The following is a 24993-nucleotide window of genomic DNA, read 5'->3' on the forward strand; positions in this document are numbered from 1 at the left end:
CATGATGTTGAGGGCTGAAAACTCAGCCCTGCTGGGATTGCGCATTTGGGATTGGAAACAGATAGTCGTACAGCCAGTTATAAACAAACGCATACACGAGATAAAATAGGACTAGCCCGATATCCATACTGAGTGCTTGCCAAAAGCTCATCGACAACCACCACATGATAAAGGGAATGGTCGCAATCAGCAGTCCGGCTTCAAAGATCACCGCATGCAGCAGACGCAGCGGTAAGGTTTTAAGCACTGAGCCCCGCCATGCCAGCATCGCTTTATCAAAGCCAATGTTGTAGACATAATTCCAAAGGGTGGCGAGCACCGAAAAAATCGCGCCCATGATCCCAAGGTGACCGATGTCCGCCCCGAGGATCCAATTGAGCCCCAAGACCACCAAGATCAAGCCCGTTAGTTCAAAACCGATAGCATGACGCCATCTATCTGCTTTTGTTCGCATCAGATTTCCGGTTGCGATTGGATAATGCGGCAAGATTACACGTAATGACCAACAACGCAACCGAGACGTCTCCAGGTAACGAATTATTGTGGCGTTTGGCGGTGGGCGATGAATTCAAAGCTGTACTGATGCAAGCGAAAGTAGTTCACGGTATATTCAAACGGTGTCCCGTCGACAAGCTCACTGACGGATTCGACCCGCAATATGGGCGTATTTTCCCGGGTGTTGAAGCGCGCGGCGAGTGAGGTTGACGTACTATCTGGCCAGACACATTGGCGACTTTTCGCGATCTGCATCCCCTTATGTCGCTCGATATAGTCGTATTTTGATGTTTGCATCACTTCGATACTGAGATCGGTAAACATGGCCACCGGCAGGTAGGTGCACTCAAGGATTTCTGGCTCGCCATCAATCAAACGAAGACGTTGGATTTCATAAATCAACGTCCCTTCCTCCAAGTTCAATTTACTGGCAATGGTGTGGCTACAAGGTGACGTTTCAAATGCGATCACTTTTGAGCTGGGTGTTTTGCCTTGTGCGGAGACCTCTTCGATAAACCCCATCAGTTGAAAGGCGTTGTGCTGTGCTTTAGGGGCTTTTACATAACTGCCGCTACCTCGGACGCGGTAAAGCAGATCGTTATCAACCAACACTTTCATCGCTTTACGTATGGTGACGCGGCTGACGTCATAGGTGGCTTGTAGCGTAGCCTCAGTCGGCATCATCGCGCCCGGTGTGAGGGTGCCATCTTTAATCTGCTCAGTGAGTAAATCGGCTATTTGCATGTAGCGAGGTTTCAACATGTCGGCTCCTTTTGGGCTGCATGTCCCATCATAACAAACTGTGATCGATAATACATTTAAAGTACATAAGTAGGCTTTCACTGTGTTGTCGATCAATAAATACCCTCTTGTGTATTCTTAAAGTGTTATTTGTGTAATACATTTAAGATACATATTAAGAGGAGGCAAGATGATGAAACCACAAAAGCTCACTATCGTAGGGGGTGGAAGCACCTATACATTGGGAATGATCAATAGCTTGATTGCTGAAAAAGCCGCATTTCCGCTCAGCAAAATCACCTTTTATGATATTGATGAACAAAGACAAGCCTCGAATGCCAAAGCGACGGAGATCTTGCTGCGCGAGGCTTATCCTGAGGTCGAAGAGTTTGTTTATACCACGGATAAAGAAACCGCATTTTCTGATGCCGATTTCTTCTTTATTCAGATCCGCACGGGTGGGTTACCGATGCGTGAGCGTGATGAGCAGGTTCCACTCTCTTATGGCTGTGTCGGTCAAGAAACCTGTGGCGCGGGCGGCATGGCGTATGGACTACGCTCGATAGGTGACATGATCACTCTCGTGAATGACATCCGTCACTTTGCTCCGGATGCTTGGATTTTAAACTATACCAACCCAGCCGCCATTGTCGCTGAAGCCTTGCAGCGCGAATTTCCTCATGACAATCGCATTCTAAACATCTGCGATATGCCCGCTGCCATTATGGTGAGTTATGCCCAATTACTTGGCTGCGAAATCTGGGACTTGGTGCCGGAATACTTTGGGCTGAATCACTTTGGATGGTTTACCAAGGTACGAAACCGAGAAGGTGTTGACCTGACCGATGAGATTAAACGCATCATTTTGGAAGAGGGGATCAGTGCCGTTGATCCAGAAATTGCAGATGACCCTTCATGGCAAGCAACGTTCAAGAACATGCAAACCATGCTAAAAGACAACCCGCAGTATTTACCCAATACTTACCTGCAATACTACTTATATCCAGAAAAAATGGTGGAAAAAGAAGATATTGCTAATACGCGTGCGCGCCAAGTGATCAATGGGCGAGAAAAGCGGGTGTTTAGCCTGAATGAGCGCATCATTGCCGCGGGCACTACCGCCAATGAGCGCCTCCACGCGGATATTCATGGGCGCTATATGGTGCGTGTAGCGGCCTCCTTGGCCTATAACCGTGGCGAGACGTATCTGGTTATCGTACCGAATGATGGGGCGATCCCCAATATTCAGAATGATGCCATGGTGGAAGTGCCGGCCGCGTTAACCAATGACGGCCCGAAACGTTTTGCGGTCGGAACCATCCCGACGTTCCAAAAAGCACTGATCGAAGGCCAACTTGGCTACGAAAAGCTGGTCGTGGATGCATGGTTTAGCGGGGATCGACAAACACTGGTCAACGCGCTCACGCTCAATCGAACCGTCGTGGATGTGCCAAAAGCGCAGCAAATCGTCGATGAGCTCTTACGTGTGAACGTCGACTATCTACCTCAATTTCATTAATAATACGATGCCCCAGACACTATCTGGGGCCAAAATCTGGGAGCGATCATCATGAAAGATATGATCCAGCGCTTTGGCGCAGCAATGTTTGTCCCTGTGCTCCTCTTTCCAGCAGCCGGTATGTTATTAGGCTTATCGGTGATGCTGCTCAACCAAGATCTCTTTCCTTGGGCAGTGGAAGGCAGTGCATGGGTTAAAGTGTCAACGATCCTTCTCCAAGCCTCGTTGGCGGTGTTTAAAAATATGGCCTTGGTGTTTGCGGTCGGGTTACCGATAGCACTAGCAAAATCTGCATCTGGGCGCGCAGTGCTTGCCACACTGGTGTCATACATCACCTTTAATTATGTGATTGGTGGCATTTTACAGTTCTGGGGACCTGAGCTTGGGGTGAACTATGTGGAGGGTGAGCGTGGGCTTACTGATGTGGGCGGTATACTGACTTTGGATACTAACCTATTGGGCGCCATCGTCATTGCTAGCCTCTCCGTTTGGGTTCACAACCGTTTCTTCGACAAAAAGCTGCCAAACTGGGCGGCCGTGTTTGGTGGCACACCTTTGGTGGTCATTGTGAGCTTTCCGATCATGGTACTCATGGCGATCATCACCTGTTTTACCTGGCCAAGTATTCAGCACGGCATTAATAATCTACAAACCTTTTTAGTCGGTGCAGGGTCATTCGGGGTATGGATGTTCACTTTCCTTGAGCGGATTATGATCCCAACGGGGCTGCATCACTTTGTCTATGGCCCGGTATTTTATGGACCTGTTGCGGTGGATGGCGGCACAGTGGCCCATTGGATTCAAAATATCCAAAACTTTGCCAGCAATCCTGCTCCCTTAACCGAGCAATTCCCACAAGGTGGCTTGATGTTGACTGGCATGGGAAAAGTCTTTGGTTGTACGGGGATTGCTATGGCGCTTTACGCAACCGCGAAGCCAGAAAACAAGAAAATGGTGCTCGGCTTGGTGCTTGGTGCGGCATTGACGGCCATTCTTACTGGGATCACCGAGCCGATTGAGTTTACCTTCTTGTTTATCGCGCCGGCATTGTTTGCACTCCACGCGGTATTGGCAGCCACCATGGCGACCATTGCCTATTGGTTTGGTGTTTCAGGTAACTTTCAAACTGGGCTTATCGACTTTATTTTTCAAAATTGGCTACCGCTAGGCAGCTTGCATGGTGACACCTATATTGTGCAAGTGCTCATCGGCCTGAGTTTCACCGCTATCTACTTTGTGGTGTTCCGCGCGCTGATTTTGAAGTTTGATATTCCCACTCCGGGTCGAGGTAGCGCAGAGGCGAAGCTTTATACCAAAGCCGATTATAAGGACGCGCACCAGAGTGATTCATCGAGCGGAGTGATTGATAGTGGACAAGCGAGTGCGTTTATTGAAGGGCTAGGTGGCAAAGACAACATAGCCTTGCTGACCAATTGTGCCACGCGGTTACGTATCAAGGTACATGAGCCAGAAAAAGTGGCAGAAACACAATATTTTCAAGAGCATGGTGCAGTAAACATGGTACGTAATGGTGATAGCTTTCAAATTATTGTTGGCTTAACTGTACCTCAGGTTCGCGAAGAAATGACGCAATTGACACAAGCTTAATGGCTTCGCTGATTGCTCAGCATGTGAGGCGTCATTAATAAGCAGCTATTAACGCACTCCATCGTTAGCGGGCGGCCAAACTCAGGGTCGCTCGCGCTGTTATCTTTCCTCTTGAGACACCTCAACAATATTGCATAAGCACCGGTCATCAACGCACGCTGTCTCACTTCGATAGCACAACTCATTGCATTTTATCGATTGTTAGTTGACTGAATAGCACAATCCCCCATGTCTTTATTGCTAGACAGAGCGTTGCGCTTTATTTGAACAATATTTATATAACTTATTGATGTTGAATATAAGTTATTGAATAATAATAGCTCCATTCACGCAGATTCTTTTGCCTAGGAGGTAAATGCCATGACTTATTATCCGATGAAAAAATTCGCTGTCATCGTTGCCTCTGCGCGTCACTGTGCCAACCACTTGGCTCAGGATACCCGCTCACGCATCTGACTCTGCGTCCAACTGTAACTGGTCGCAGGTATAACGCGACCAGTTTGCAGTCCCACTTCGCTTTATGCCTGTGGCCTCCTATAAGCCAAAAGGAGAGCCATCATGACTCAACTATCTTTATTACCCTTAGCCCAAGCACTGGTACGTTTGGATGCGATTCGTCAGCGTCGTGCGAGCACACACCGTTATCGCTACACAGATGTGGCGTTAAATCGTCACCTACAGCGTGATATTGGTATTGCGCCTGACAAGCAAGATGCCTTGCCCGTTAGCACACAATTTGCGGCAAAACGTTATCTGGTGACATGGCGACGACGATGGCGGTGGCTATAATGGGCCCTAGAAAGCGGCGTATCGGTTGATACGCCGCCCCATCATCGAATAAAACACTGCGCGGCAGCCAACCTGGCTGCCGTTTGCGATCTAAGGGCAGGGGTTAGGGTAGCGGTTAGCGATCTCATCAATACCAGCAAGCACATCGTCACTCAGCGTCAGATCCAAGCTATCGAGATTACTCTCTAGCTGTTTTAGCGTCGTGGCGCCAATGATGTTAGAGGCGACAAAAGGACGACTATTGACGAACGCGAGTGCCATTTGTGCCGGATCAAGACCATGGCGTTGGGCGAGATCGACATACTCTTGCGTGGCCTTTTGCCCTGACTCGGTAAAGTAGCGTGCGAAGCGTTGGTGCAGTGTACAACGGGCCCCTTTCGGGCGTGCGCCTTGCAAATATTTACCGCTCAACGCGCCAAACGCCAGCGGCGAGTAGGCGAGCAACTCCACCCCTTCATGATGACTGATTTCCGACAGGCCGACTTCAAAGGTGCGGTTAAGCAAATTATAAGGGTTCTGAATAGAAACGATACGCGTGAGGCCGTGCTTCTCTGCCAGATGCAAATAGCGCATCACGCCCCAAGGTGTTTCGTTTGAGACGCCGATATAACGAATTTTTCCTGCTTGGACGAGTTCATTCAGTGCATCCAGGGTATCGAGGATGGTGACCCCAGAGTGTTCATCTTGATACGGATAATTGAGCTTACCAAAACAGTTATTGTGCCGCTGTGGCCAGTGCACTTGATACAAATCGATATAGTCGGTTTTTAGTCGTGTCAGGCTATCTTCAACGGCTTGATGAATATGGCGTCGGTTAAGCGACATATTATCTCGGATATAGGGGACATTGCGTGGCCCCGCCACTTTGGTTGCGAGGATAACACGATCGCGCTTCCCGGACTTTTCTAACCAGCTGCCGATGTACTGTTCGGTTAATCCTTGTGTGGATTGGCTGGGGGGAACGGGATACATTTCTGCGGTATCAATAAAATTAACGCCCCGTTCAAAGGCAAGATCGAGCTGCGCATGGGCGTCAGCTTCACTATTTTGCTCACCAAATGTCATGGTGCCTAAGCACACTTTACTCACCTCTAGCGAGGAATGGGGCAAACGGTGGTATTGCATCCTTTCTCCTTGTCTGCAATCGACCTATGGCAGTCCATAGTAGAGAATTTTAAAAATGATCGAAAGCGGTTTAGCGGTGGCTTGACAGTTGGTTAAATATTGACCATTACTAAATGGATTGTCCGATCGTATCGGTCTGAGCGCGGTGTTATTGCTAGGCATGATGGACACGAGAAAGTGTAATCTAGAGGAAAGTCAGATGAACTATTCACAGCTCAAAGCATGGATGCGCGCGGATCCTCGCTCATGTCCACAATGTTATGTGATGGCACACGCAGGCGGCGCGAAATACTCGGTCGAAGTCGAAGTGAAGCATGAATTAGAGCCTTTACGCTCGGACCAAACCGGTGAAGTGATGCAGTTTGATCATGTCGGACAAGTGGGAGAAAAACTTAAAGCGTTAGGGATTGAAGAGGGCGTACTGCGCTTGATGGATCCTTACGATGAGTTTGCCACGGGCGGAGAGCCAGGCTGTCGAGAAGATATGCCCATTCGTTTTTGATGGTTACCCTTGAAGCGAAGCTATAGGATTATCACGCGTGCGGATCGACGCTTATTTCGGATCCACAAAGTAACGACGCAAGATCTGGTGGGTAAACTGGGTGCGTAAATAGAAGCCGCGCGGCAAGGTACGGATCGGCTCACCACTGGGGCCGAAAGCGTCGGTCAGGGCTTTACCGTTGGCCGCTTTGGGCCGTAGTTGGAGCGACTCACCTTGGCGGGCGGTGATTTCCGTCACGCGACCGAGAGCCACCCAATCCATTAACTCTTCCCAATCGGCGCGCAGTTGCGCTTCTTCCTCTTGGCTAGGGGACCATAATAATGGCGTGCCAATGCAGCGCTGTGATACCGGAATATCGCGTTCGCCTTCAACCGGCACCCACAAAACCCGTGATAGCTTTTGTCGCACATGACTATTTTCCCAGCGTATCCCCGCGATCCCAGTGAGTGGCGCCACACACACAAAGGTGGTTTCCAGTGGTTTTCCCTCACGGTTAACGGGAATGGTTTTTAGCTCAATACCTAAATGTGCGAAGTCTTGTTCGGGTTTGCTGCCCGCGTTGGCACCCAAACAGGTTTCGAGTAGCATGCCAATCCAGCCTTTCTCCCGTGTGAGTGACGCTGGACAAGGGATCGACAGAGTTTCGCTGACTTCGCCAAGGGTCAAACCAGCAAGGGCTAGCGCACGTTCCATCAATATCTGCTCAGATGCGGGGGGCGGTGTCACTGTATTGGGATCCTGCTCGTTAACGGATGAGCGTGCATTATCAAGAACTGCCGTATCGGCTGCAAGTGGATCCCATTTCGATGATCCTACTCTTTCTCCTCTGGTTATCCACAGAGGAGGGATGATTGATGGGATAGCTCACTCTCATGATCAAATATACAGTACATAAATCGCGGTAAAAATGTGAAAAATGGCGAACTTGGCGCTTTTTTGCGCTATCGGTGTGGATAATTTTCTTGTTGATGGATCTTTGAGCGATCTGTGTTTATTTGATGATCATTCGATCCCGTAAAGGATCGCTTTGTTTTAGGTTTGTTTTAAATGAATGATTTTTAATGTTTTTTATGTTGATTTGGTTATTTTAAACACCATTGCAAGATCCTGAATCGTTCGATAAGTACACTTTTTCTAGGCTTCTTCACAAATCTATCCACAGAAAGCGTGAATAAATGTGCGCAAACTCTCATTGCTATGTTTATAACTTCCTGTTAGGGGTTAAGTTATCCTCAGATGACGACGAGTGCGCAAAAACAACGCTCAATCCACAATGTTTGTTTACCCTTTACCGCTTTTTGTGAAAAAATCAGGTTCAGTAGAGATTTATCATTGAGGTCGTCCAGTGATTGATGGCGATGGCTATCGTCCCAATGTGGGGATAGTAATTTGTAACGGCCACGGTCAAGTTCTCTGGGCTCGTCGATATGGTCAGCATTCGTGGCAGTTTCCACAAGGTGGCATCGATGAAGGGGAAAGCCCTGAACAAGCGATGTACCGGGAGTTGTACGAAGAGGTAGGTCTGACCAAGAAAGATGTACGCATCTTAGGGACCAGTCGACATTGGCTGCGCTATAAGTTACCCAAACGCTTGGTGCGCTGGGATTCTAAGCCCGTGTGCATTGGGCAAAAGCAGAAGTGGTTTTTGCTAAAACTTGAATGTGACGAGTCACGCGTCAATGTCTCGCGCGGAGGCACACCTGAATTTGATGGTTGGCGCTGGGTGAGCTATTGGTATCCAGTGCGGCAAGTGGTGGCGTTTAAGCGCGAGGTGTATCGGCGCGCGATGAAAGAGTTTGCGCCACTTGCGATGCCGTTTAAAGAACGCAAACCTCGACGTCGACATAAGCGAGGATAAGTGTAGAGGAGAAATCGGGTGCTCACGCAGTTACGACATATTGTGCAAAGTGTAGCGGCGTCTTCAGATCTTGAGCAGGCGTTACACACTTTAGTGCAACAAACTTGCGTGGCGATGCGTACCGAGTGCTGCTCCGTTTATCTTGCCAATGCCGAACACCAACAGTTCGAGCTGATGGCAACACAAGGCCTCGACCCTTGTGCACAAGTGTCGATGGCATTTGGCGAGGGGTTGGTCGGGGTGGTAGGTGAGCGCGCTGAGCCTTTAAATTTGGCGTATGCGCGTGAGCATCCTGCGTTCAAACCTTTCCCCTCTACCGGCGAGGATGCGTTTCAATCCTTTCTTGGCACGCCCATCATTTATCGCAAAAAGGTGTTGGGTGTGCTGGTGGTGCAGCAACACCAACCCCGCCAGTTTGATGAGAGCGAAGAGTCCTTTCTCGTGACCTTAGCCGCACAGCTGGCGGTGGTGTTTGCCCATGCCGATGCGCAAGGTGGCTGGCAGGGAGCCCCGTCACCGGTGTTACTGGAGGGAATGCCTGCGTCGCCGGGCATTGGCATCGCACAAGCTTGGTGTGATGACTCTCAACCGCGGCTTGAAGAGGTGGCGCCCGCTTGCCACCTAGATACACAAGGTGAACTCGATAGACTGGATGCGGCGATTGACGATGCCAGTACCGAGTTTCGTCGTCTGCGTAAACGCTTTGATAAAGAGCTACAAAAAGACGCGCTGGCGATTTTTGATTTGTTTGTTCATCTGCTTAACGATCCTATGCTGCGTGAAGATATGACGGTGCGGATCCAGCAGGGGGATGCCGCCACATGGGCGGTAAGACAAACGGTTGAAGCCTTTTCTGCCCGTTTCGCCGCGATGGATGATCCTTACCTAAAAGCCCGTGCCGGCGATGTGAAAGAGTTAGGGCAGCGGCTGCTTTACTTTTTAATCGCACCGGCGGGGAGTCCACCACCGGTTTCGACGCCCATTGTGCTGTTGGCGCGAGAGTTAACGGCGGGCATGTTAGCGTCAATTCCCCGCGCATTACTGACGGGTGTGGTCGCCGAAGAAGGGGCGGCGAACTCACACGCGGCTATCTTGGCACGTGCGTTGGGGATCCCGGCGGTAATGGACGTCAGCTTTTCTCCCGCCAAGCTTCATCAAAAAACCGTGATCCTCGATGGCCACAAAGGGGTGTTGATGATCGAGCCCGCTGAGGCATTGATCAACGAATACCAGCACCTGGTGCAAGAAGAAGCGAGCCTGCAATCTACCTTTGAGAGCGCACTGGCGGCCCCGGGACAAACTCAGGATGGCACACGTGTTGAAGTGCATTTGAATGCCGGCTTAAGCGCGGATAGCCAAATTGCGATCAATCAAGGGGTTGATGGGGTTGGGCTCTTTCGTACGGAAGTCCCGTTTCTAATGCAGCGCCGTTTTCCCTCTGAAGACGAGCAGGTCAAACAATACCGTGCGATTCTTGCCAGTTATCCCGATAAACCTGTGGTGATGCGCACCTTGGATATTGGCGGCGATAAACCATTGCCCTATTTAAGTGTTGAAGAGGACAACCCGTTTTTAGGCTGGCGGGGGATCCGCTTTACCCTCGATCATCCAGATATCTTCTTAATTCAGGTACGTGCGATGTTACGTGCCAGTATCGGCCTCAATAATTTAAAGCTATTGTTACCCATGATCTCGGGACGTAACGAGCTACTGGAGGCAAAAGCGCTCATTAGCCGAGCTTATCAAGAGGTCAGCCAAGAGGCCCAGCACGCCGGGCAGAGTCTCAACATTCCTTTATTAGGGATCATGGTTGAGGTGCCTTCTATTTTATATCAGCTTGATAACATTGCCCGAGATGTGGATTTTCTCTCAGTCGGCACCAATGATCTCACTCAATATCTATTAGCGGTTGATCGCAACAATGCGCGCGTGGCTGATATTTTTGATGCTTTGCATCCCTCGGTATTACACGCATTAGCGTCGATTGCCGCGGTGGGAACGCGTCATCAATTACCTGTCAGTGTGTGTGGTGAGCTAGCCGGCGATCCGGTGGGGGCCTCATTATTGGTGGGCTTGGGGTACCACCAACTGAGTATGAACACCCGCAACGTGGCCAAAATTAAATACTTGCTAAGCCGCTTACCCCATGAGCGCTTGGTCATGCAGGCCAATCAGGTGTTGACGCTGGATCACCCAAGCGAGATCCGCACCGCGACTGAAGCCTTTCTCGCCGCGCAAGGGTTAGAGGCGTTGGTCAAAATCGGACAAATGCGATGATCACCAGCTTAACCGTGCTGCTGTTTGTGGTGTGTATGCTGCTGGGGGCCTGTGTAGGGACTTTATCTGGCCTGCTGGGCATTGGTGGGGGCTTAGTCGTGGTGCCCGCTCTTACCTTCTTGCTTCCCGTGTTTGGTATTGCGCCCACTGTGGTGATGCCTATCGCGCTCGCCACCTCACTTGCCACCATTGTACTGACGTCAAGCGCCTCTGCTTGGCGCCATTTTCGTCTGGGGAATGTTCACCTTGAGGCGGTTAAAGCGCTCGTCCCTGGTATGATGCTGGGCGGCATCTTGGGGGCTGGGCTGGCGGATCGGCTACCACACGACTGGTTGCCTCGCCTGTTTGGCGTGATAGTGCTTGCCATGGCGCTACAAATGTCGCTCAATCGGCGTCCCTATCGCGCGCGCCCTTTACCGCATTGGCTGCGACTGTCCTTTGCGGGCACACTGATCGGGACACTCTCGAGCTTAGCGGGCATTGGGGGCGGCTCTTTTACCGTCCCATACCTGCATTGGCGCGGCGTCAGTATGCACCAAGCTATTGGCAGTGCCTCGGCGGGGGGCGCGGTGTTGGCGCTGGGTGGCATGGTAAGTTTTGTGTGGTTGGGCTGGCGTCAAACGGAACCCTTGCCCGCGCTCAGTGTCGGATATTTGTATTTGCCTGCGCTGCTCGGCGTCGTGTCAACGTCGGTGTGGATGACACGGGTCGGTGCCCAACTGGCGGTGAGGCTACCCACAGCGCAAATAAAACGTATTTTTGCCGTCTTTCTTGTTATCGTCGGCGTCAGCATGTTGTTGAAATAAAGGATCCCATTCATGGCCGAAGGCTACATTACCTTTCCGTCAATCGACCCCATCTTATTTGAACTTGGTCCGGTAGCCGTGCGTTGGTACGGCTTAATGTATTTACTGGGCTTTGTGTTCGCCTTGTGGCTGGCGAATCATCGGGCGGCCAAACCGAATAGCGGTTGGAGTAAAGAAGAAGTCAGCGATCTCCTTTTTGCTGGCTTTTTGGGGGTCGTGCTCGGGGGACGCATTGGCTACGTCCTATTTTATCAATTTGATGCCTTTGTTGCCGATCCGCTGTTTTTATTCAAAGTGTGGACAGGTGGCATGTCCTTCCACGGGGGCTTGCTGGGTGTGATCACCGCCATGGTGTGGTACGCGCGTAAAACGCAGCGTCACTTTTTTACCGTCGCCGACTTTATCGCGCCGCTGGTACCCTTTGGACTGGGCGCAGGTCGCCTAGGGAATTTTATCAATGGTGAACTTTGGGGGCGGGTGACAGATGTCCCGTGGGCGATGGTATTCCCAAGTGGTGGCCCTTGGCCGCGGCACCCCTCGCAGCTTTATGAGTTTGCGCTAGAAGGTGTCGCCCTGTTTATCATTCTCAATCTCTATATCAAAAAGCCGCGCCCGATGGGCGCAGTATCAGGGCTTTTCTTGACAGGCTACGGGACGTTCCGCTTTATTGTGGAGTATTTCCGTGAGCCTGATGCGCACCTAGGCTTGTTTGCCGGCATTTTCAGCATGGGGCAACTGTTGTCATTACCCATGATCATTGCGGGCGCCGTGATGATCGGATGGGCGTATCAGCGTCAAACCGCCAAGTGACCGAATAGCGCGAATCGGTTATAGTAAGTAAACCACCAAGGCACCTCAGCGGTGCCTTTTGTTCGTTTGGCCAATGATAGGAAACACTATGAAGCAGTATCAGGCTTTGATGCAGGATATTCTCGATAATGGGACGGATAGAGGGGATCGCACCGGCGTGGGAACACGATCTGTGTTTGGTCGCCAGTTGCGCTTTGATCTTGCTGCTGGTTTTCCGCTACTGACTACCAAGAAACTCTACACGCGCGCCATTATCCATGAGCTTTTATGGTTTCTTAACGGCGATACTAACGTGCAGTATTTGCAAGATAATAAAGTGCGTATCTGGGATGAGTGGGCAACCGAAAGCGGTGATCTGGGGCCTGTGTATGGTGCGCAGTGGCGGTCTTGGGCGTGTCCTGATGGCTCGACCGTGGATCAAATCGAACAACTGATCGAGCAAATTAAAACGAAACCTAATTCACGTCGTCATATCATTACCGCTTGGAACCCTGCTGACTTGCCTGATGAGTCGATAAGCCCAACTGAGAACGCCGAACAAGGCAAGATGGCCTTAGCGCCTTGTCATTGTTTGTTCCAGTTCTATGTGGCCGATGACAAGCTTTCCTGCCAGTTATATCAGCGCAGCGCCGATTACTTCTTGGGAGTGCCGTTTAACATTGCCAGCTATGCGCTTTTCACTCACATGATTGCGCAACAATGCGATTTAGCGGTGGGTGATTTTGTCCATACCTTTGGTGACGTGCATCTTTATCACAACCATTTAACCGACGAGATTGTTTACGAGCAACTTAAACGTGAACCACGTGCGCTGCCTCGCTTGGTGATCAAGCGTAAACCGGCGTCTATTTTCGATTATCAAATTGATGATTTTGAGATTGAAGGGTACGAGCCGCACCCAACGATTAAAGCACCGATCGCCATTTAGCCACGTCGTATCGGATTCACGCGTTATATCGCGACATCTCTATCTGGCTAACGTTTTATCTCCAATAAAAAACCACCGCACGGGCGGTGGTTTTTTTGTGCTTGGGCGGGAGGTCAACCCATCACTGTGACAACAGCACAATGCTTCCTGGCACAATCACAAAGACGAGGCTGATGTAAGCCAGTACCGCCGCTTTTGATTTGGCTGCTAATTGGCCTAACCAGTCGGCCCCTTTGAGCGGCAATTCACGCAAGAACGGAATACCGAAGATAAGTGCCGTCGCCAAGATGTTGAAGCTTAAGTGCACTAACGCGATTTGGAGGGCAAACACCGCGAACTCACCGGTAACCGCCGTGGCAGCAAGTAGGGCAGTAATACAAGTCCCAATGTTGGCCCCTAAGGTGAATGGGTAGATGTCACGGACTTTCAGCACCCCTGAGCCGACCAGCGGCACCATTAAACTGGTGGTTGTCGATGAAGACTGCACCAAAACAGTGACCACAGAGCCTGAGAAAATACCGTGCAGTGGACCACGACCAATCGCGTTTTTCAGCATGTCTTTGGCACGACCGACCATCAGCTTTTTCATCACTTTGCCCATGATGGTAATCGCAATCACGATGGCAGCAATCCCCATGACAATCATGATAGCGCCACCAATGTTACCAGGCAGGGCGGCTTCAAGCGGTGATTGCACCGCGTTAACCACGGGTTTTGTCAGCGGCTTAACAAAGTTCAACCCTTTAATGCTCATGTCACTGGCTTGCGTCAGCGGTGAAACCAACCACTCGGAAATCTTGTTCAGCAAACCGAACGCCATCTCTAATGGCAGGAAGATAGCCACGGCGAACAGGTTGAAGAAATCATGAACGGTGGCGCAGCTAAATGCGCGACTGAACTCCACCTTACAGCGGGCATGACCAAGGCTGACGATGGTGTTGGTGACCGAGGTGCCTACGTTCGCCCCCATGACCATCGGAATGGCCGCTTCAACGGGGAGGCCACCCGCGACTAAGCCAACTATAATTGAGGTGACTGTACTTGACGATTGGATCAATGCGGTAGCAACAATACCAATCATTAAGCCAGCTACGGGATGAGAGGCAAACGCAAAGAGCGTCTTAGCTTCGTCGCCGACGGCCCATTTAAAGCCGCTTCCTACCATGGCAACGGCCACCAGTAGGAGGTAAAGCATGACGGCAAGCTTGGTCCAACGGAACCAATTTGAGGAGCTCTGGGTTGCCTCTACCGCTGTAGCATGGGGAGTCATAAGATATCTCCGTGACAGTTCGATGTCAGTTTAGTGTCAAAGCAAAAATCTGCGGCGATAGTAAGAAGGTAATATTTCAGAAATATGACACAAATACTGCAGTGGTTTGAAAATCCGATCTGGACGAGGTTATCAGTGGAATTCGCGTCAGTTAGCTTGCTGATTTTAAGTATTATTTGTGACCGTTCGGTGCCGTAAAAAAATCCACGTAAAAAAATGTAACAGGCGCGCGCTCGATGGCACTATGCTAGAAGCACGGCGGTTAACAAGGTAAAAAAAGATTAGACTGCGAATAAATCAATGGTAAGTTAGTTTTCATATCGGTTTTCCCGATGTTTACTATCAGAACAAACGATTTTTCTAAAAGTGGTCTGGCTGACTAGACTACGGAAATCCACTTTTTTTGTATGGAGTGCTTAAATGACTGATGTCATTCGTCAGTTTCTGAAAATGGAATCCGCAGGAGGTATTGTGCTGATTATTGCGGCGGTATTGGCGATGTTCGTAGCGAACTCGGATCTACAGCCTTTATATGACAGCACCCTTCATACCTATATAGCCGGTTTATCGGTTGGTCATTGGATCAACGACGGCTTGATGGTGATTTTTTTCCTGCTGATTGGTTTGGAAGTGAAGCGTGAGTTGGTGCAAGGTGCCTTAAACTCGAAAGATAAAGCGACCTTCCCGGCGGTCGCCGCCATTGGGGGTATGCTCGCACCCGCATTGGTTTACCTCGCCTTTAACTGGGGCGACTCTCTCGCGGTATCGGGGTGGGCGATCCCGGCTGCGACCGATATTGCCTTTGCTCTCGGTGTCTTGGCATTGCTGGGTAATCGTGTCCCTTTGGCGTTAAAGGTCTTCTTGCTCGCGTTAGCGATTATTGACGATCTTGGCGTAATAGTGATCATTGCACTGTTCTACAGCAGTGATTTGTCTGTGGTTGCTTTAGCGGGCGCATTTGCGGCTACCTTGGTCTTGGTGGCGATGAATATGCGCAAAGTCACCAGTATCACTGCCTATGTGGTGGTCGGCTTGCTGCTGTGGTTCAGTGTTCTACAGTCAGGTGTTCACGCGACCCTTGCCGGTGTGGTGCTTGGTTTTGCTATCCCACTTAAGGGGAAAACGGATGATGACCCATCACCGTTGAAAAAAATGGAGCACGCCCTGCATCCTTATGTGTCGTATTTGATCCTGCCTATCTTCGCCTTTGCCAATGCCGGGGTGTCTTTGGATGGCGTCTCTTTGTCCAACTTAACTGAAATGTTGCCGCTAGGTATCGCCCTAGGTCTGCTGATTGGTAAGCCTTTGGGTATCTTTAGCTTTAGCTGGGCAGCGGTGAAACTTGGCATTGCTAAATTACCAGCACGTGTGAATTTTACCCATATCTTTGCGGTGTCAGTGCTTTGTGGTATTGGCTTTACCATGTCGATTTTTATCTCGTCACTGGCCTTTGTCGGTGTGAATGGCGAGTTCGTCACACTCTCTCGGCTGGGGATCTTGATAGGATCAACCTTGGCCGCGGTGATTGGTTATGCGGTCTTGCACTTTGCATTGCCCCCAGCCAGCGCGCTTGCTGATGAACAAGGAGACGAGTATGAAGAAGGCGACACTAGCATTGATTACTAGCCTGGTTGCCGTCTCTGGCGCTGCCATGGCGGCGAACCAAGAGATGTACTGCCACGGAGAAAAAGATAACAGCGACGTGTGCCAAGCCTACCTAGCGGGCGTGGCAGATGGAAAAGCAATGACGGCCTCATTGAATGACAAAGACCAAAGCGAAAATGGGTCGAGCTTTTCAGAGCGTGCATTGGAGCATCGTGCCGGAGAGCGGGTGAGAAAGCCGCTTGATAAAGACGATGTAAAAGACTAAAACGAGCGTGAAGCTTGAAGGCGCCAGAGGGGCAGCGTAAGCTGCCCCTCTGGCGTTTTTTTATCAATCAGCATGGCTCACCTAAACTACAACCACCTTTACTATTTTTGGATGGTCTGCAAGCAAGGTTCGATCACCCAAGGGGCGGACAAACTTTGTTTAACACCACAAACCGTGACAGGGCAAATCCGAGCGTTGGAACAGCGCTTAAATGGCAAGCTGACTAAACGCAATGGCCGTTATGTCGAGCCCACGGAGCTGGGCCAACTCGTGTTTCAATATGCGGACCGTATGTTTGGCTTGAGTTATGAGATGCTAGATATTGTTAATTATAGCCAACAAGAAAACATCTTATTTGATGTAGGCGTGGCCGATGCTTTATCTAAGCGTCTAATAAGTCAAATCTTGCTTCACGCTATCCCGAACGATAATGCTATCCACCTACGTTGTTTTGAATCGACGCACGAGATGCTACTCGAACAGCTCTCTCAGCATAAATTGGATATGATCCTGTCCGACTGTCCGGTCGACTCGACGCAACAGGCCGGGTTATTTAGCGTCAAGCTTGGTGAGAGTAGCATGAGTTTGTATTCCTCTAATCCTGCTGAGCCCCCCGATGTGCCGTTACCTATCCGTCTGGCTACGCAAAAGATATTGATGCCGAGTAAAGCTACCGCCATGGGGCGAAAACTCACCCAATGGTTTGATCAACAAGGGATAGTACCCAATATACTGGGTGAGTTTGATGACTCTGCACTGATGAAAGCTTTTGGCATTAGTCATCAGGCACTATTCATTGCGCCCACCACGTATGCTGAAGAAGTGACCCGGTTGGGACAGGCGGTGCAAATTGTTGAGCTGAGCGCGGTTAAAGAAGAATACTATGTGATATTCGCTGAGCGGATGATCCAGCACCCAGCGGTCAAGCGGATTTGTGAGGCAGATTACAGTCGCTTATTTGTTTAGTTACAAGCTGACATAAAGATCGTGCTAGACTCACGGCAATGAGTATTAATCAATGATGGAAGTTGAATGGATTTAGCCCGTATGCAGCAGAATGGGCCGAAGGCGGTAAACTTGCTCAAGGCCATGGCTAACGAGAAACGCCTATTCATTCTGTGTTATTTATTGCAAGGAGAGTTGTCGGTGGGGCAGCTCGTAGATCGCGTGCCTCTAAGCCAGTCGGCGCTGTCTCAACACCTTGCGTGGCTTCGTAAAGATGGCCTGGTGGCCACGCGTAAAGAAGCGCAAACCGTGTATTACTCGCTAAAAAGTGATGAAGTCGAGGCGGTTATCCAGTTACTACATGATCTGTATTGTAAGGAAACCGTGGATTCACCCAATCCTTAAGCCATAAAAAAACCGGCCGAGGCCGGTTTTTTTTATCTCTTTGCAAAGAGCAAGATTACAGCGCTTTAATTTGTGCTGCAAATGCTGCTTTGTAACGAGCGGCTTTGTTCTTGTGGATCAGGCCTTTGGTGGCTGAACGATCAAGAATAGGCTGAACTTGTGCAAAAGCAGCGGTTGCCGCTTCTTTGTCGCCTGCAGCGATAGCTGAAGCAGTTTTCTTCATATAGGTGCGCATCATAGAGCGACGGCTTGCGTTGTGCTGGCGACGCTTCTCAGACTGGATCGCACGCTTCTTAGCAGATTTGATATTCGCCAAGGGTCTAACTCCCAAATCTTTTTGTTCGGTGACATTTCAAGGCGGAGGACTATGCCTCTTTTTACCTCTATTGTCAATTCATTTGTGCAAAGATCCGCCGCTCCAACGATGTGTTGGCGCTGCGGGGTTATCACAGTTAATATGGCGGCTGATTCTATCAGCATTTCAGCCCCGACGTCACCTATATTTCCATTTCTTATCGGTGTCAGCGATGGCGCGACAGCGGAAAGAAACAATAAAGGCGCGACAGTGACGCGCATTGGGCACGTGTTTTCAAGAGGTAACCGTGAGTAAGCGACTTTTACGCTCTGGGCTCATCGTGAGCACCATGACTTTGGTGTCCCGTGTTTTAGGGTTGGTTCGTGATGTGGTGATCGCGAATTTGATGGGGGCAGGAGCGGCCGCCGATGTGTTCTTTTTCGCCAACAAAATTCCGAATTTTCTGCGCCGTTTGTTCGCGGAAGGGGCCTTCTCACAAGCGTTTGTGCCCGTATTAACGGAATATCAAGCGCTCGACAAAGAGGATGACACGCGCGCACAATCGCGTGAGCTGGTGGCGAATGTGGTGGGCACCTTGGGTGGCTTGGTCACCCTTGTCACCTTGCTCGGGGTGGTTGGCTCGCCAGTGTTAGCGGCGCTGTTTGGTACCGGATGGTTTGTTGATTGGTTAGAAGGGCGACCTGATGGGGCTAAATTCGAGCTTGCCAGCTTGATGCTGAAAATCACCTTCCCGTACTTGTGGTTTATTACTTTCGTGGCGCTATCGGGCGCCATCCTGAATACGCTCAATAAGTTTGCCGTTTCGAGCTTTACCCCTGTTTTTTTGAATATCGCGATTATTGCCGCGGCGATAGGGCTCTCCCCGCATCTTGCTCAACCTGAAATTGGCCTAGCGATTGGTGTCTTTGTTGGGGGGGCGGTTCAGCTTTTATTTCAACTGCCTTTTCTCGCTCAAGAAGGCATGTTGGTCAAACCTAAATGGGGATGGCGTCATCCTGGGGTAGTGAAAATACGTGAGCTAATGATTCCGGCGCTTTTCGGGGTCTCGGTGAGCCAAATTAACCTATTATTCGATACCTTTATCGCCAGTTTCTTGATGACAGGATCGATCAGTTGGCTGTATTACTCTGATCGTTTGCTTGAGTTTCCGCTCGGTTTGTTTGGCATCGCCATCGCCACCGTTATTCTCCCTGCGTTATCGAAAAAGCATGTGGATCAATCGCCTCAGCAATTTTCCGCCACCATGGACTGGGGGGTGCGTATGGTGTTGCTCCTTGGGATCCCAGCGATGGCGGGGTTGATCGTGCTGGCTAAACCGATGTTGATAGTGCTCTTTATGCGGGGTGAATTTGGCGTCCCCGACGTAGAGGCGGCGAGTTTATCCTTGATGGCCTATGCGTGTGGTTTGGTCAACTTTATGGTGATTAAGATCCTTGCGCCTGGCTACTACGCCCGCCAAGATACTAAAACGCCTGTTAAGTACGGGGTCATTGCCATGGTAAGTAACATGGTTTTTAACGCCATTTTTGCTTACTTGTTTAGTTATGTCGGGCTGGCCATGGCGACCGCACTTTCTGCGTTGATTAACGCCGGCCTGCTCTATCAAGGATTACACCGCCAAGGTATTTATCAGTTATCGCGGGCGACCCTCGGCTTTATTAGCAAACTCGTGTTGGCGGTGAGCGTGATGATCGGCGGGTTGTATCTGGTGATGCCTGCGTTGTCTCAATGGGTGTCTATGTCCTTGCTATCGCGAAGCGTAACGTTAGGCGGGCTTATTGTGGGGGGCGGTGCGCTTTATCTTGTCACCGCCTTGTTGGTCGGTGTGCGGTTGAGTGATATTCGACACCGTGGATGATAGAAAGCGCGGATTATCAATCCAGGGCTGATTGCCGGCGCTGACTAGTATATAATCCGCCAGTTTTAATAGTTCAAATAGTCAGCAGGCGATGGAATTAATTCGAGGCATCCACAACATCCGGGCGCAACACCGAGGCTGTGTACTGACCATCGGGAATTTCGATGGTGTCCACCTAGGTCACCAGGCTGTTTTGCGTCAAGTGGTTGAGAAGGCCAGAGCCCTTGACTTGCCTGCGACTGTGATGCTGTTCGAGCCGCAACCGCTCGAGTTATTCCTTGGTGAGCAAGCGCCTGCGCGATTATCGCGATTGCGGGATAAATACACCCAGCTTGCCAAACTGGGCGTCGATAGGTTGTTGTGCGTCAGTTTTACCCCGGCTTTCGCCGCCATGAGTCCTGATGCCTTTGTGGACCGCTTGTTGGTCAATCAATTGGGTGTTAAGTTTCTGGTTGTGGGTGACGACTTTCGCTTTGGCCTTAAGCGAGCGGGCGATTTTTCCCGTTTAGCGCAAGCCGGACAAGAGCATGACTTTGCGGTTGTCAGCACTGAAAGCTTTTGTGTCAGTGATCGTCGCGTGAGTAGCACCGCGATTCGTGATGCGCTTTCCGCGGGTGAAATGAAAGCCGCGGCCGATATGCTGGGGCGTCCTTATAGTATTTGTGGCCGGGTTGCCCACGGGCGCAAGCTGGGGCGAACGATTGGTTTTCCTACGGCGAATGTGTTGCTTAAACGTCGCGTTTCACCTGTGTCTGGTGTTTATGCGGTAACGGTGGCCATCGACGGGCAATCATTACCTGGAGTGGCAAATGTAGGACATCGCCCGACGGTCAACGGCACGCACCAGCAACTCGAAGTACACCTTTTTGATCACACGCTCGACTTATATGGCAAACAGCTTGAAGTGAGCTTGTTACATAAGTTGCGTGACGAGACCAAATTTGCGTCAGTAGACGCGTTAAAAATGCAAATTCAACGAGATGCATCAGCCGCGCGTGCGTGGCTGGCTGATGCCAATAATGTCTAGAGTGTAACCTCCATACGGAATCAATAATCAATGAGTGACTACAAAGATACCTTAAACCTGCCGGAAACCGCGTTTCCGATGCGAGGTAATCTTGCTAAGCGTGAGCCTGATATGCTCAAGCGTTGGTACGATGAAGATCTTTACGGTGCAATCCGTCAAGCGAAGAAAGGCAAAAAAACATTTATTTTGCACGACGGTCCTCCGTACGCGAACGGCAACATTCATATTGGTCACTCTGTTAATAAAATTCTCAAAGACATTATTATTAAATCGAAAACGCTGGCGGACTATGACGCACCGTACGTCCCTGGCTGGGACTGCCACGGTCTGCCTATCGAGTTGATGGTAGAGAAAAAAGTTGGCAAGCCAGGTCAGAAAGTTTCTACCGCCGAGTTCCGTGAAAAGTGCCGTGAATATGCCGCCAAACAAGTGGAAGGCCAAAAAGCGGACTTTAAACGCCTTGGCGTGTTAGGTGAGTGGGATAAGCCTTACCTGACCATGGATTTTAATACCGAAGCCAATATTATCCGTGCATTGGGTAAAATTGCCGGTAATGGCCATCTACACAAAGGCTTCAAGCCTGTGCACTGGTGTACAGACTGTGGCTCAGCGCTCGCGGAAGCCGAAGTTGAGTACCAAGATAAGACATCACCGTCGATTGACGTGACTTTCCGCGCGGTTGATGAGCAAGCATTGGTTAACGTATTTACTCTAGCTGGCGATCACCAAGGTGAAGGCCCAGTATCCGCGGTGATCTGGACCACCACCCCTTGGACCTTGCCGGCGAACCGTGCGGTCGCGGTCGCGGCGGACTTGGAATATGCCTTAGTCCAAGTCGAAGGTGACCAGCCACAGCGCTTGATCCTTGCCGCAGAGCTGGCAAAAGATGTGATGGATCGCGCGGGCATTGAGCACTATCATAACCTTGGTTTCTGTAAAGGTGAAGCGCTAGAGCTTCAACGCGTGCAGCATCCTTTTTACGATTTTGATGTGCCGGTTATCCTAGGCGATCATGTTACCACCGAGTCCGGTACGGGTGTGGTTCATACGGCGCCGGGTCATGGTCAAGAAGACTTTGTGGTAGGACAAAAATACGATCTCGAAGTGGCTAACCCGGTTGGCAGCAATGGTGTTTATCTGCCGGATACGCCACTGTTTGCTGGTCAACACGTGTTCAAAGCCAACGACAATGTGATTGAAGCGCTGAAAACGCACGGGGCGTTGCTGCATCATCACGCGTATGAGCACAGCTACCCGCATTGCTGGCGCCACAAAACACCGATTATTTTCCGCGCGACGCCGCAATGGTTTATTGCCATGGACAAAGCAGGTCTGCGTGACAAAGCGTTGCAAGAGATCAAGAACGTTGAGTGGATCCCGGACTGGGGACAAAGCCGCATTGAGTCCATGGTAGAAGGGCGTCCAGACTGGTGTATTTCTCGCCAGCGTACTTGGGGCGTACCCATTGCCCTGTTCGTGCATAAAGAAACCTCCGAGCTGCACCCGGATACGCTCAACCTGATTGAGAAGGTGGCTCAGCGTGTAGAAAAAGCCGGTATTCAAGCGTGGTGGGATCTCGATCTAAACGAACTGCTAGGCGATGACGCTGACCAGTATGAGAAAGTTTTGGATACCCTAGATGTGTGGTTTGACTCTGGTGCGACGCACTATGCCGTGGTCAATCAGCGTGATGAGTTTAACGGTCAAGAAGCCGATATGTACTTGGAAGGCTCGGATCAACACCGTGGCTGGTTCCAGTCATCGCTGATGACGTCAGTGGCAATTAAAGGCCACGCGCCTTACCGCCGCGTACTGACGCATGGCTTCACCGTTGATGGTAACGGTCGCAAAATGTCGAAGTCGCTGGGTAACACCATCATGCCGCAAGATGTGATGAACAAGCTGGGCGCTGACATTCTTCGTTTGTGGGTGGCATCAACCGATTACACGGGTGAGATCAGTGTGTCGGATGAAATTCTCAAGCGCAGTGCTGATGCTTATCGTCGTATCCGTAATACCTCGCGCTTCTTGCTCGCTAACCTACACGGTTTTGATCCTAAAGCTGACTTGGTTGCACCAGACGATTTGGTGGCGGTCGATCGCTGGGCAGTGAGCCGCGCTCTCGAGGCGCAACAAGAGATCACTGCCGCGTATGATGCGTGTAACTTCCACCAAGTAACCCAGCGCTTAATGCAGTTCTGCTCGATTGAGATGGGCTCGTTCTATCTCGATATCATCAAGGACCGTCAGTACACCGCCAAAGCAGGCAGCCATGCGCACCGCAGTTGTCAAACGGCGCTGTTCCACATCGTAGAAGCACTGGTACGCTGGATGGCACCGATTATGTCATTTACTGCCGATGAGATCTGGAATGAGATGCCGGGTGAGCGTAATCCGTTTGTGTTCACTGAAGTCTGGTATGACGGCTTGTTTGACCTAGAACAGCAGGCTGTGCTGAATCAGGCTTTCTGGGCGAAACTGCTTGATGTGCGTGATGCAGTGAACAAAACCCTTGAGCAAGCGCGGAATGAAAAAGTCATTGGTGGCTCATTAGAAGCGGAAGTCACCCTCTATGCTCCCGCTGATTTTGCCGAAAAGCTACGCTTGATGGGTGATGAACTTCGCTTTGTATTGCTGACCTCGAAAGCAACTGTAGTTGCCGGTGACGCGCCAGCGTCTGCCACGCAGACGGAACTCGACGGATTGGCCGTAGAAGTGGCGGCATCAAGCGCGGCCAAGTGTGAGCGCTGTTGGCACCACGTTGCTGATGTCGGCACCATTGCAGGTCATGAAGAGATCTGTGGCCGATGCGTGACCAATATTGCAGGAGAAGGCGAAACTCGCCAATTTGTGTGATGCAGACTCTTTCCCTCTCACAATCAGGATGGCGCTGGCTTTGGCTGGCGCCACTGGTCTTTGCACTTGATATCGGCAGCAAGTGGCTGGTGATGCAAACCATGGAATACGGGTTTGCGAATCGGATTGAAGTATTGCCTTTCTTTAACCTGACGTACGTGCACAATCATGGCGCGGCGTTCAGTTTTTTAAGTGATGCGGGTGGCTGGCAACGTTGGCTTTTCAGTGTTATTGCACTGGGGGTGAGCGGGTTATTGGCGTATTGGATGCGGCATACCCCGGCCGATAAACGCATGATCAATATTGCTTATGCAATGATCATTGGTGGGGCCCTGGGTAATCTGTTTGATCGTCTTGTGCATGGCTATGTGATTGACTTTCTAGATTTCTATCTCGGTCAGTCGCACTGGCCAGCGTTTAATCTCGCCGATTCGGCGATTTGCGTGGGCGCGGCATTGATTATTTTGGATAGTTTTCGTCAAGGCCAGTCATCGACCAAACATGAGTGATGCGTATCTATCCCCGTTACCGCGACGTTCTAAAAGGATGAATCATGACAGCAATCACAGCGTCTAGCGAAGTCATTATGCACTTTACCATCAAGCTTGAAGATGGCTCGGTCGCCGATACCACCCACAATGCGGGTAAACCGGCGAAGCTGGTAATGGGCGACGGGAGTTTGACGGAAAACTTTGAAACTTGCCTTCTTGGCTTAAAAGAAGGGGAGTCGAGCAGCTTCACCTTGGCACCAGAGGATGCATTCGGCCAACCTAACCCGGATAACATCCATCACATGGATCGCCGTCACTTTGGTGGAGAAACGCCCGCAGAAGAAGGGGCGATCATTGCCTTTAGTGGGCCGCAAGGACAGGAGATCCCGGGGATTGTGACGGCAGTGACGGGCGATTCCGTCACGGTTGATTTTAACCACCCGCTGGCTGGGAAAACCGTCATTTTTGATGTTGAAATTATAAGTGTGCAATAAAGG

At 50.6% G+C, this 24993-nt stretch carries 24 protein-coding genes; 18 read left to right on the plus strand and 6 right to left on the minus strand.

The genetic code is table 11. The features are described 5' to 3' along the window. Positions 1 to 22: 22 nt before the first annotated feature. Together BGL48_RS07640 and BGL48_RS07645 are read right to left on the minus strand one after the other, a co-directional pair. Entirely contained in the window at positions 23 to 454 is a 432-nt protein-coding gene (locus BGL48_RS07640) for a PACE efflux transporter (protein ID WP_069362105.1), read from the minus strand. Between the two features lie 83 nt (positions 455 to 537). Further along, a complete protein-coding gene (locus tag BGL48_RS07645) occupies positions 538 to 1257 on the minus strand; it encodes a GntR family transcriptional regulator (RefSeq protein ID WP_069362106.1) in 720 nt (239 codons plus the stop codon). A gap of 169 nt (positions 1258 to 1426) precedes the next feature. Here BGL48_RS07645 and BGL48_RS07650 point away from each other — a divergent pair, with 169 nt between their 5' ends. From BGL48_RS07650 to BGL48_RS07660, 3 genes are all read left to right on the plus strand, one after another. After that, on the plus strand, positions 1427 to 2755 hold the full coding sequence (locus tag BGL48_RS07650; protein WP_255377358.1) for a 6-phospho-alpha-glucosidase: 1329 nt from the start codon (positions 1427 to 1429) through the stop codon (positions 2753 to 2755). A gap of 51 nt (positions 2756 to 2806) precedes the next feature. Continuing rightward, positions 2807 to 4363 (plus strand): alpha-glucoside-specific PTS transporter subunit IIBC, encoded by a 1557-nt coding sequence (locus BGL48_RS07655; RefSeq protein WP_069362107.1) that lies wholly within the window; start codon positions 2807 to 2809, stop codon positions 4361 to 4363. A gap of 558 nt (positions 4364 to 4921) precedes the next feature. Further along, positions 4922 to 5152 carry a hypothetical protein gene (locus BGL48_RS07660; RefSeq protein WP_069362108.1) on the plus strand — a complete coding sequence of 77 codons (231 nt, stop codon included), beginning with the start codon at positions 4922 to 4924 and terminating at the stop codon, positions 5150 to 5152. A gap of 90 nt (positions 5153 to 5242) precedes the next feature. Here BGL48_RS07660 and BGL48_RS07665 read toward each other — a convergent pair whose 3' ends face one another. Next, complete coding sequence (locus BGL48_RS07665) at positions 5243 to 6277, minus strand: NADP(H)-dependent aldo-keto reductase (protein ID WP_069362109.1); 1035 nt, start codon at positions 6275 to 6277, stop codon at positions 5243 to 5245. A gap of 199 nt (positions 6278 to 6476) precedes the next feature. Here BGL48_RS07665 and BGL48_RS07670 point away from each other — a divergent pair, with 199 nt between their 5' ends. Then, positions 6477 to 6779, plus strand: a complete 303-nt coding sequence (locus BGL48_RS07670) for a DUF6482 family protein (protein ID WP_069362110.1) — start codon at positions 6477 to 6479, stop codon at positions 6777 to 6779. 51 nt (positions 6780 to 6830) lie between these two features. Here BGL48_RS07670 and mutH read toward each other — a convergent pair whose 3' ends face one another. Further along, the gene (gene mutH / locus BGL48_RS07675; protein ID WP_069362111.1) at positions 6831 to 7505 is read right to left on the minus strand and encodes a DNA mismatch repair endonuclease MutH; all 675 of its coding nucleotides are present in this window, start codon (positions 7503 to 7505) and stop codon (positions 6831 to 6833) included. A gap of 619 nt (positions 7506 to 8124) precedes the next feature. Between mutH and rppH the strand changes: the two genes are divergently transcribed. The 5 genes from rppH (at position 8125) to BGL48_RS07700 (ending at position 13458) form a co-directional block, all read left to right on the plus strand. Next, on the plus strand, positions 8125 to 8637 hold the full coding sequence (rppH, locus tag BGL48_RS07680; RefSeq protein ID WP_046075090.1) for an RNA pyrophosphohydrolase: 513 nt from the start codon (positions 8125 to 8127) through the stop codon (positions 8635 to 8637). A gap of 18 nt (positions 8638 to 8655) precedes the next feature. After that, the gene (ptsP, locus tag BGL48_RS07685) at positions 8656 to 10914 is read left to right on the plus strand and encodes a phosphoenolpyruvate--protein phosphotransferase (RefSeq protein WP_069362112.1); all 2259 of its coding nucleotides are present in this window, start codon (positions 8656 to 8658) and stop codon (positions 10912 to 10914) included. Further along, the gene (locus BGL48_RS07690; protein WP_106406592.1) at positions 10914 to 11720 is read left to right on the plus strand and encodes a sulfite exporter TauE/SafE family protein; all 807 of its coding nucleotides are present in this window, start codon (positions 10914 to 10916) and stop codon (positions 11718 to 11720) included. The genes ptsP and BGL48_RS07690 overlap by 1 nt, the downstream gene beginning before the upstream one ends. Positions 11721 to 11732: 12 nt before the next feature. Beyond that, entirely contained in the window at positions 11733 to 12530 is a 798-nt protein-coding gene (gene lgt, locus BGL48_RS07695; RefSeq protein ID WP_069362114.1) for a prolipoprotein diacylglyceryl transferase, read from the plus strand. 88 nt (positions 12531 to 12618) lie between these two features. Further along, positions 12619 to 13458, plus strand: coding sequence for a thymidylate synthase (locus BGL48_RS07700; protein ID WP_069362115.1), 840 nt, complete (start codon positions 12619 to 12621; stop codon positions 13456 to 13458). A 121-nt stretch (positions 13459 to 13579) separates the two neighbouring features. Here the strand turns inward: BGL48_RS07700 and BGL48_RS07705 are convergent, their stop codons facing one another. Further along, positions 13580 to 14728, minus strand: a complete 1149-nt coding sequence (locus tag BGL48_RS07705; protein WP_069362116.1) for a Na/Pi symporter — start codon at positions 14726 to 14728, stop codon at positions 13580 to 13582. Between the two features lie 420 nt (positions 14729 to 15148). On the opposite strand from BGL48_RS07705, the gene nhaA reads away from it, so the two are divergent. The 4 genes from nhaA to BGL48_RS07725 all read left to right on the plus strand — a co-directional run bounded on the left by nhaA (position 15149) and on the right by BGL48_RS07725 (position 17948). Next, a complete protein-coding gene (nhaA, locus tag BGL48_RS07710) occupies positions 15149 to 16354 on the plus strand; it encodes a Na+/H+ antiporter NhaA (RefSeq protein WP_069362117.1) in 1206 nt (401 codons plus the stop codon). Then, positions 16323 to 16598, plus strand: a complete 276-nt coding sequence (locus BGL48_RS07715; protein WP_069362118.1) for a hypothetical protein — start codon at positions 16323 to 16325, stop codon at positions 16596 to 16598. Before nhaA ends, BGL48_RS07715 begins: the two co-directional genes overlap by 32 nt. 72 nt (positions 16599 to 16670) lie before the next feature. Beyond that, positions 16671 to 17564 carry a transcriptional activator NhaR gene (nhaR, locus tag BGL48_RS07720; RefSeq protein WP_046075098.1) on the plus strand — a complete coding sequence of 298 codons (894 nt, stop codon included), beginning with the start codon at positions 16671 to 16673 and terminating at the stop codon, positions 17562 to 17564. Positions 17565 to 17630: 66 nt separating this feature from the next. Next, a complete protein-coding gene (locus tag BGL48_RS07725) occupies positions 17631 to 17948 on the plus strand; it encodes an ArsR/SmtB family transcription factor (protein WP_069362119.1) in 318 nt (105 codons plus the stop codon). A gap of 55 nt (positions 17949 to 18003) precedes the next feature. Here the strand turns inward: BGL48_RS07725 and rpsT are convergent, their stop codons facing one another. Then, the gene (gene rpsT, locus BGL48_RS07730) at positions 18004 to 18264 is read right to left on the minus strand and encodes a 30S ribosomal protein S20 (RefSeq protein WP_046075100.1); all 261 of its coding nucleotides are present in this window, start codon (positions 18262 to 18264) and stop codon (positions 18004 to 18006) included. 286 nt (positions 18265 to 18550) lie between these two features. Between rpsT and murJ the strand changes: the two genes are divergently transcribed. The 5 genes from murJ to fkpB all read left to right on the plus strand — a co-directional run bounded on the left by murJ (position 18551) and on the right by fkpB (position 24990). After that, complete coding sequence (gene murJ, locus BGL48_RS07735) at positions 18551 to 20122, plus strand: murein biosynthesis integral membrane protein MurJ (RefSeq protein WP_069362120.1); 1572 nt, start codon at positions 18551 to 18553, stop codon at positions 20120 to 20122. A gap of 91 nt (positions 20123 to 20213) precedes the next feature. Continuing rightward, positions 20214 to 21149 (plus strand): bifunctional riboflavin kinase/FAD synthetase, encoded by a 936-nt coding sequence (ribF, locus tag BGL48_RS07740; protein ID WP_069362121.1) that lies wholly within the window; start codon positions 20214 to 20216, stop codon positions 21147 to 21149. A gap of 30 nt (positions 21150 to 21179) precedes the next feature. Next, positions 21180 to 24005, plus strand: coding sequence for an isoleucine--tRNA ligase (gene ileS / locus BGL48_RS07745; RefSeq protein ID WP_069362122.1), 2826 nt, complete (start codon positions 21180 to 21182; stop codon positions 24003 to 24005). Beyond that, the gene (gene lspA, locus BGL48_RS07750) at positions 24005 to 24514 is read left to right on the plus strand and encodes a signal peptidase II (RefSeq protein ID WP_069362123.1); all 510 of its coding nucleotides are present in this window, start codon (positions 24005 to 24007) and stop codon (positions 24512 to 24514) included. Before ileS ends, lspA begins: the two co-directional genes overlap by 1 nt. Before the next feature lie 44 nt (positions 24515 to 24558). Continuing rightward, positions 24559 to 24990 carry an FKBP-type peptidyl-prolyl cis-trans isomerase gene (gene fkpB / locus BGL48_RS07755; RefSeq protein WP_069362124.1) on the plus strand — a complete coding sequence of 144 codons (432 nt, stop codon included), beginning with the start codon at positions 24559 to 24561 and terminating at the stop codon, positions 24988 to 24990. Positions 24991 to 24993 lie beyond the last annotated feature (3 nt).

This window comes from Salinivibrio sp. SS3 (assembly GCF_001722105.1).
Taxonomy (GTDB): domain Bacteria; phylum Pseudomonadota; class Gammaproteobacteria; order Enterobacterales; family Vibrionaceae; genus Salinivibrio; species Salinivibrio kushneri.

Coding starts and splice junctions, on each gene's coding strand:
- BGL48_RS07640 (WP_069362105.1), bottom strand. CDS start 454: ATGCGAACAAAAGCAGATAGATGGCGTCATGCTATCGGTTTTGAACTA.
- BGL48_RS07645 (WP_069362106.1), bottom strand. CDS start 1,257: ATGTTGAAACCTCGCTACATGCAAATAGCCGATTTACTCACTGAGCAG.
- BGL48_RS07650 (WP_255377358.1), top strand. CDS start 1,427: ATGATGAAACCACAAAAGCTCACTATCGTAGGGGGTGGAAGCACCTAT.
- BGL48_RS07655 (WP_069362107.1), top strand. CDS start 2,807: ATGAAAGATATGATCCAGCGCTTTGGCGCAGCAATGTTTGTCCCTGTG.
- BGL48_RS07660 (WP_069362108.1), top strand. CDS start 4,922: ATGACTCAACTATCTTTATTACCCTTAGCCCAAGCACTGGTACGTTTG.
- BGL48_RS07665 (WP_069362109.1), bottom strand. CDS start 6,277: ATGCAATACCACCGTTTGCCCCATTCCTCGCTAGAGGTGAGTAAAGTG.
- BGL48_RS07670 (WP_069362110.1), top strand. CDS start 6,477: ATGAACTATTCACAGCTCAAAGCATGGATGCGCGCGGATCCTCGCTCA.
- lgt (WP_069362114.1), top strand. CDS start 11,733: ATGGCCGAAGGCTACATTACCTTTCCGTCAATCGACCCCATCTTATTT.
- BGL48_RS07700 (WP_069362115.1), top strand. CDS start 12,619: ATGAAGCAGTATCAGGCTTTGATGCAGGATATTCTCGATAATGGGACG.
- BGL48_RS07705 (WP_069362116.1), bottom strand. CDS start 14,728: ATGACTCCCCATGCTACAGCGGTAGAGGCAACCCAGAGCTCCTCAAAT.
- nhaA (WP_069362117.1), top strand. CDS start 15,149: ATGACTGATGTCATTCGTCAGTTTCTGAAAATGGAATCCGCAGGAGGT.
- BGL48_RS07715 (WP_069362118.1), top strand. CDS start 16,323: ATGAAGAAGGCGACACTAGCATTGATTACTAGCCTGGTTGCCGTCTCT.
- nhaR (WP_046075098.1), top strand. CDS start 16,671: ATGGCTCACCTAAACTACAACCACCTTTACTATTTTTGGATGGTCTGC.
- BGL48_RS07725 (WP_069362119.1), top strand. CDS start 17,631: ATGGATTTAGCCCGTATGCAGCAGAATGGGCCGAAGGCGGTAAACTTG.
- ribF (WP_069362121.1), top strand. CDS start 20,214: ATGGAATTAATTCGAGGCATCCACAACATCCGGGCGCAACACCGAGGC.
- ileS (WP_069362122.1), top strand. CDS start 21,180: ATGAGTGACTACAAAGATACCTTAAACCTGCCGGAAACCGCGTTTCCG.
- lspA (WP_069362123.1), top strand. CDS start 24,005: ATGCAGACTCTTTCCCTCTCACAATCAGGATGGCGCTGGCTTTGGCTG.
- fkpB (WP_069362124.1), top strand. CDS start 24,559: ATGACAGCAATCACAGCGTCTAGCGAAGTCATTATGCACTTTACCATC.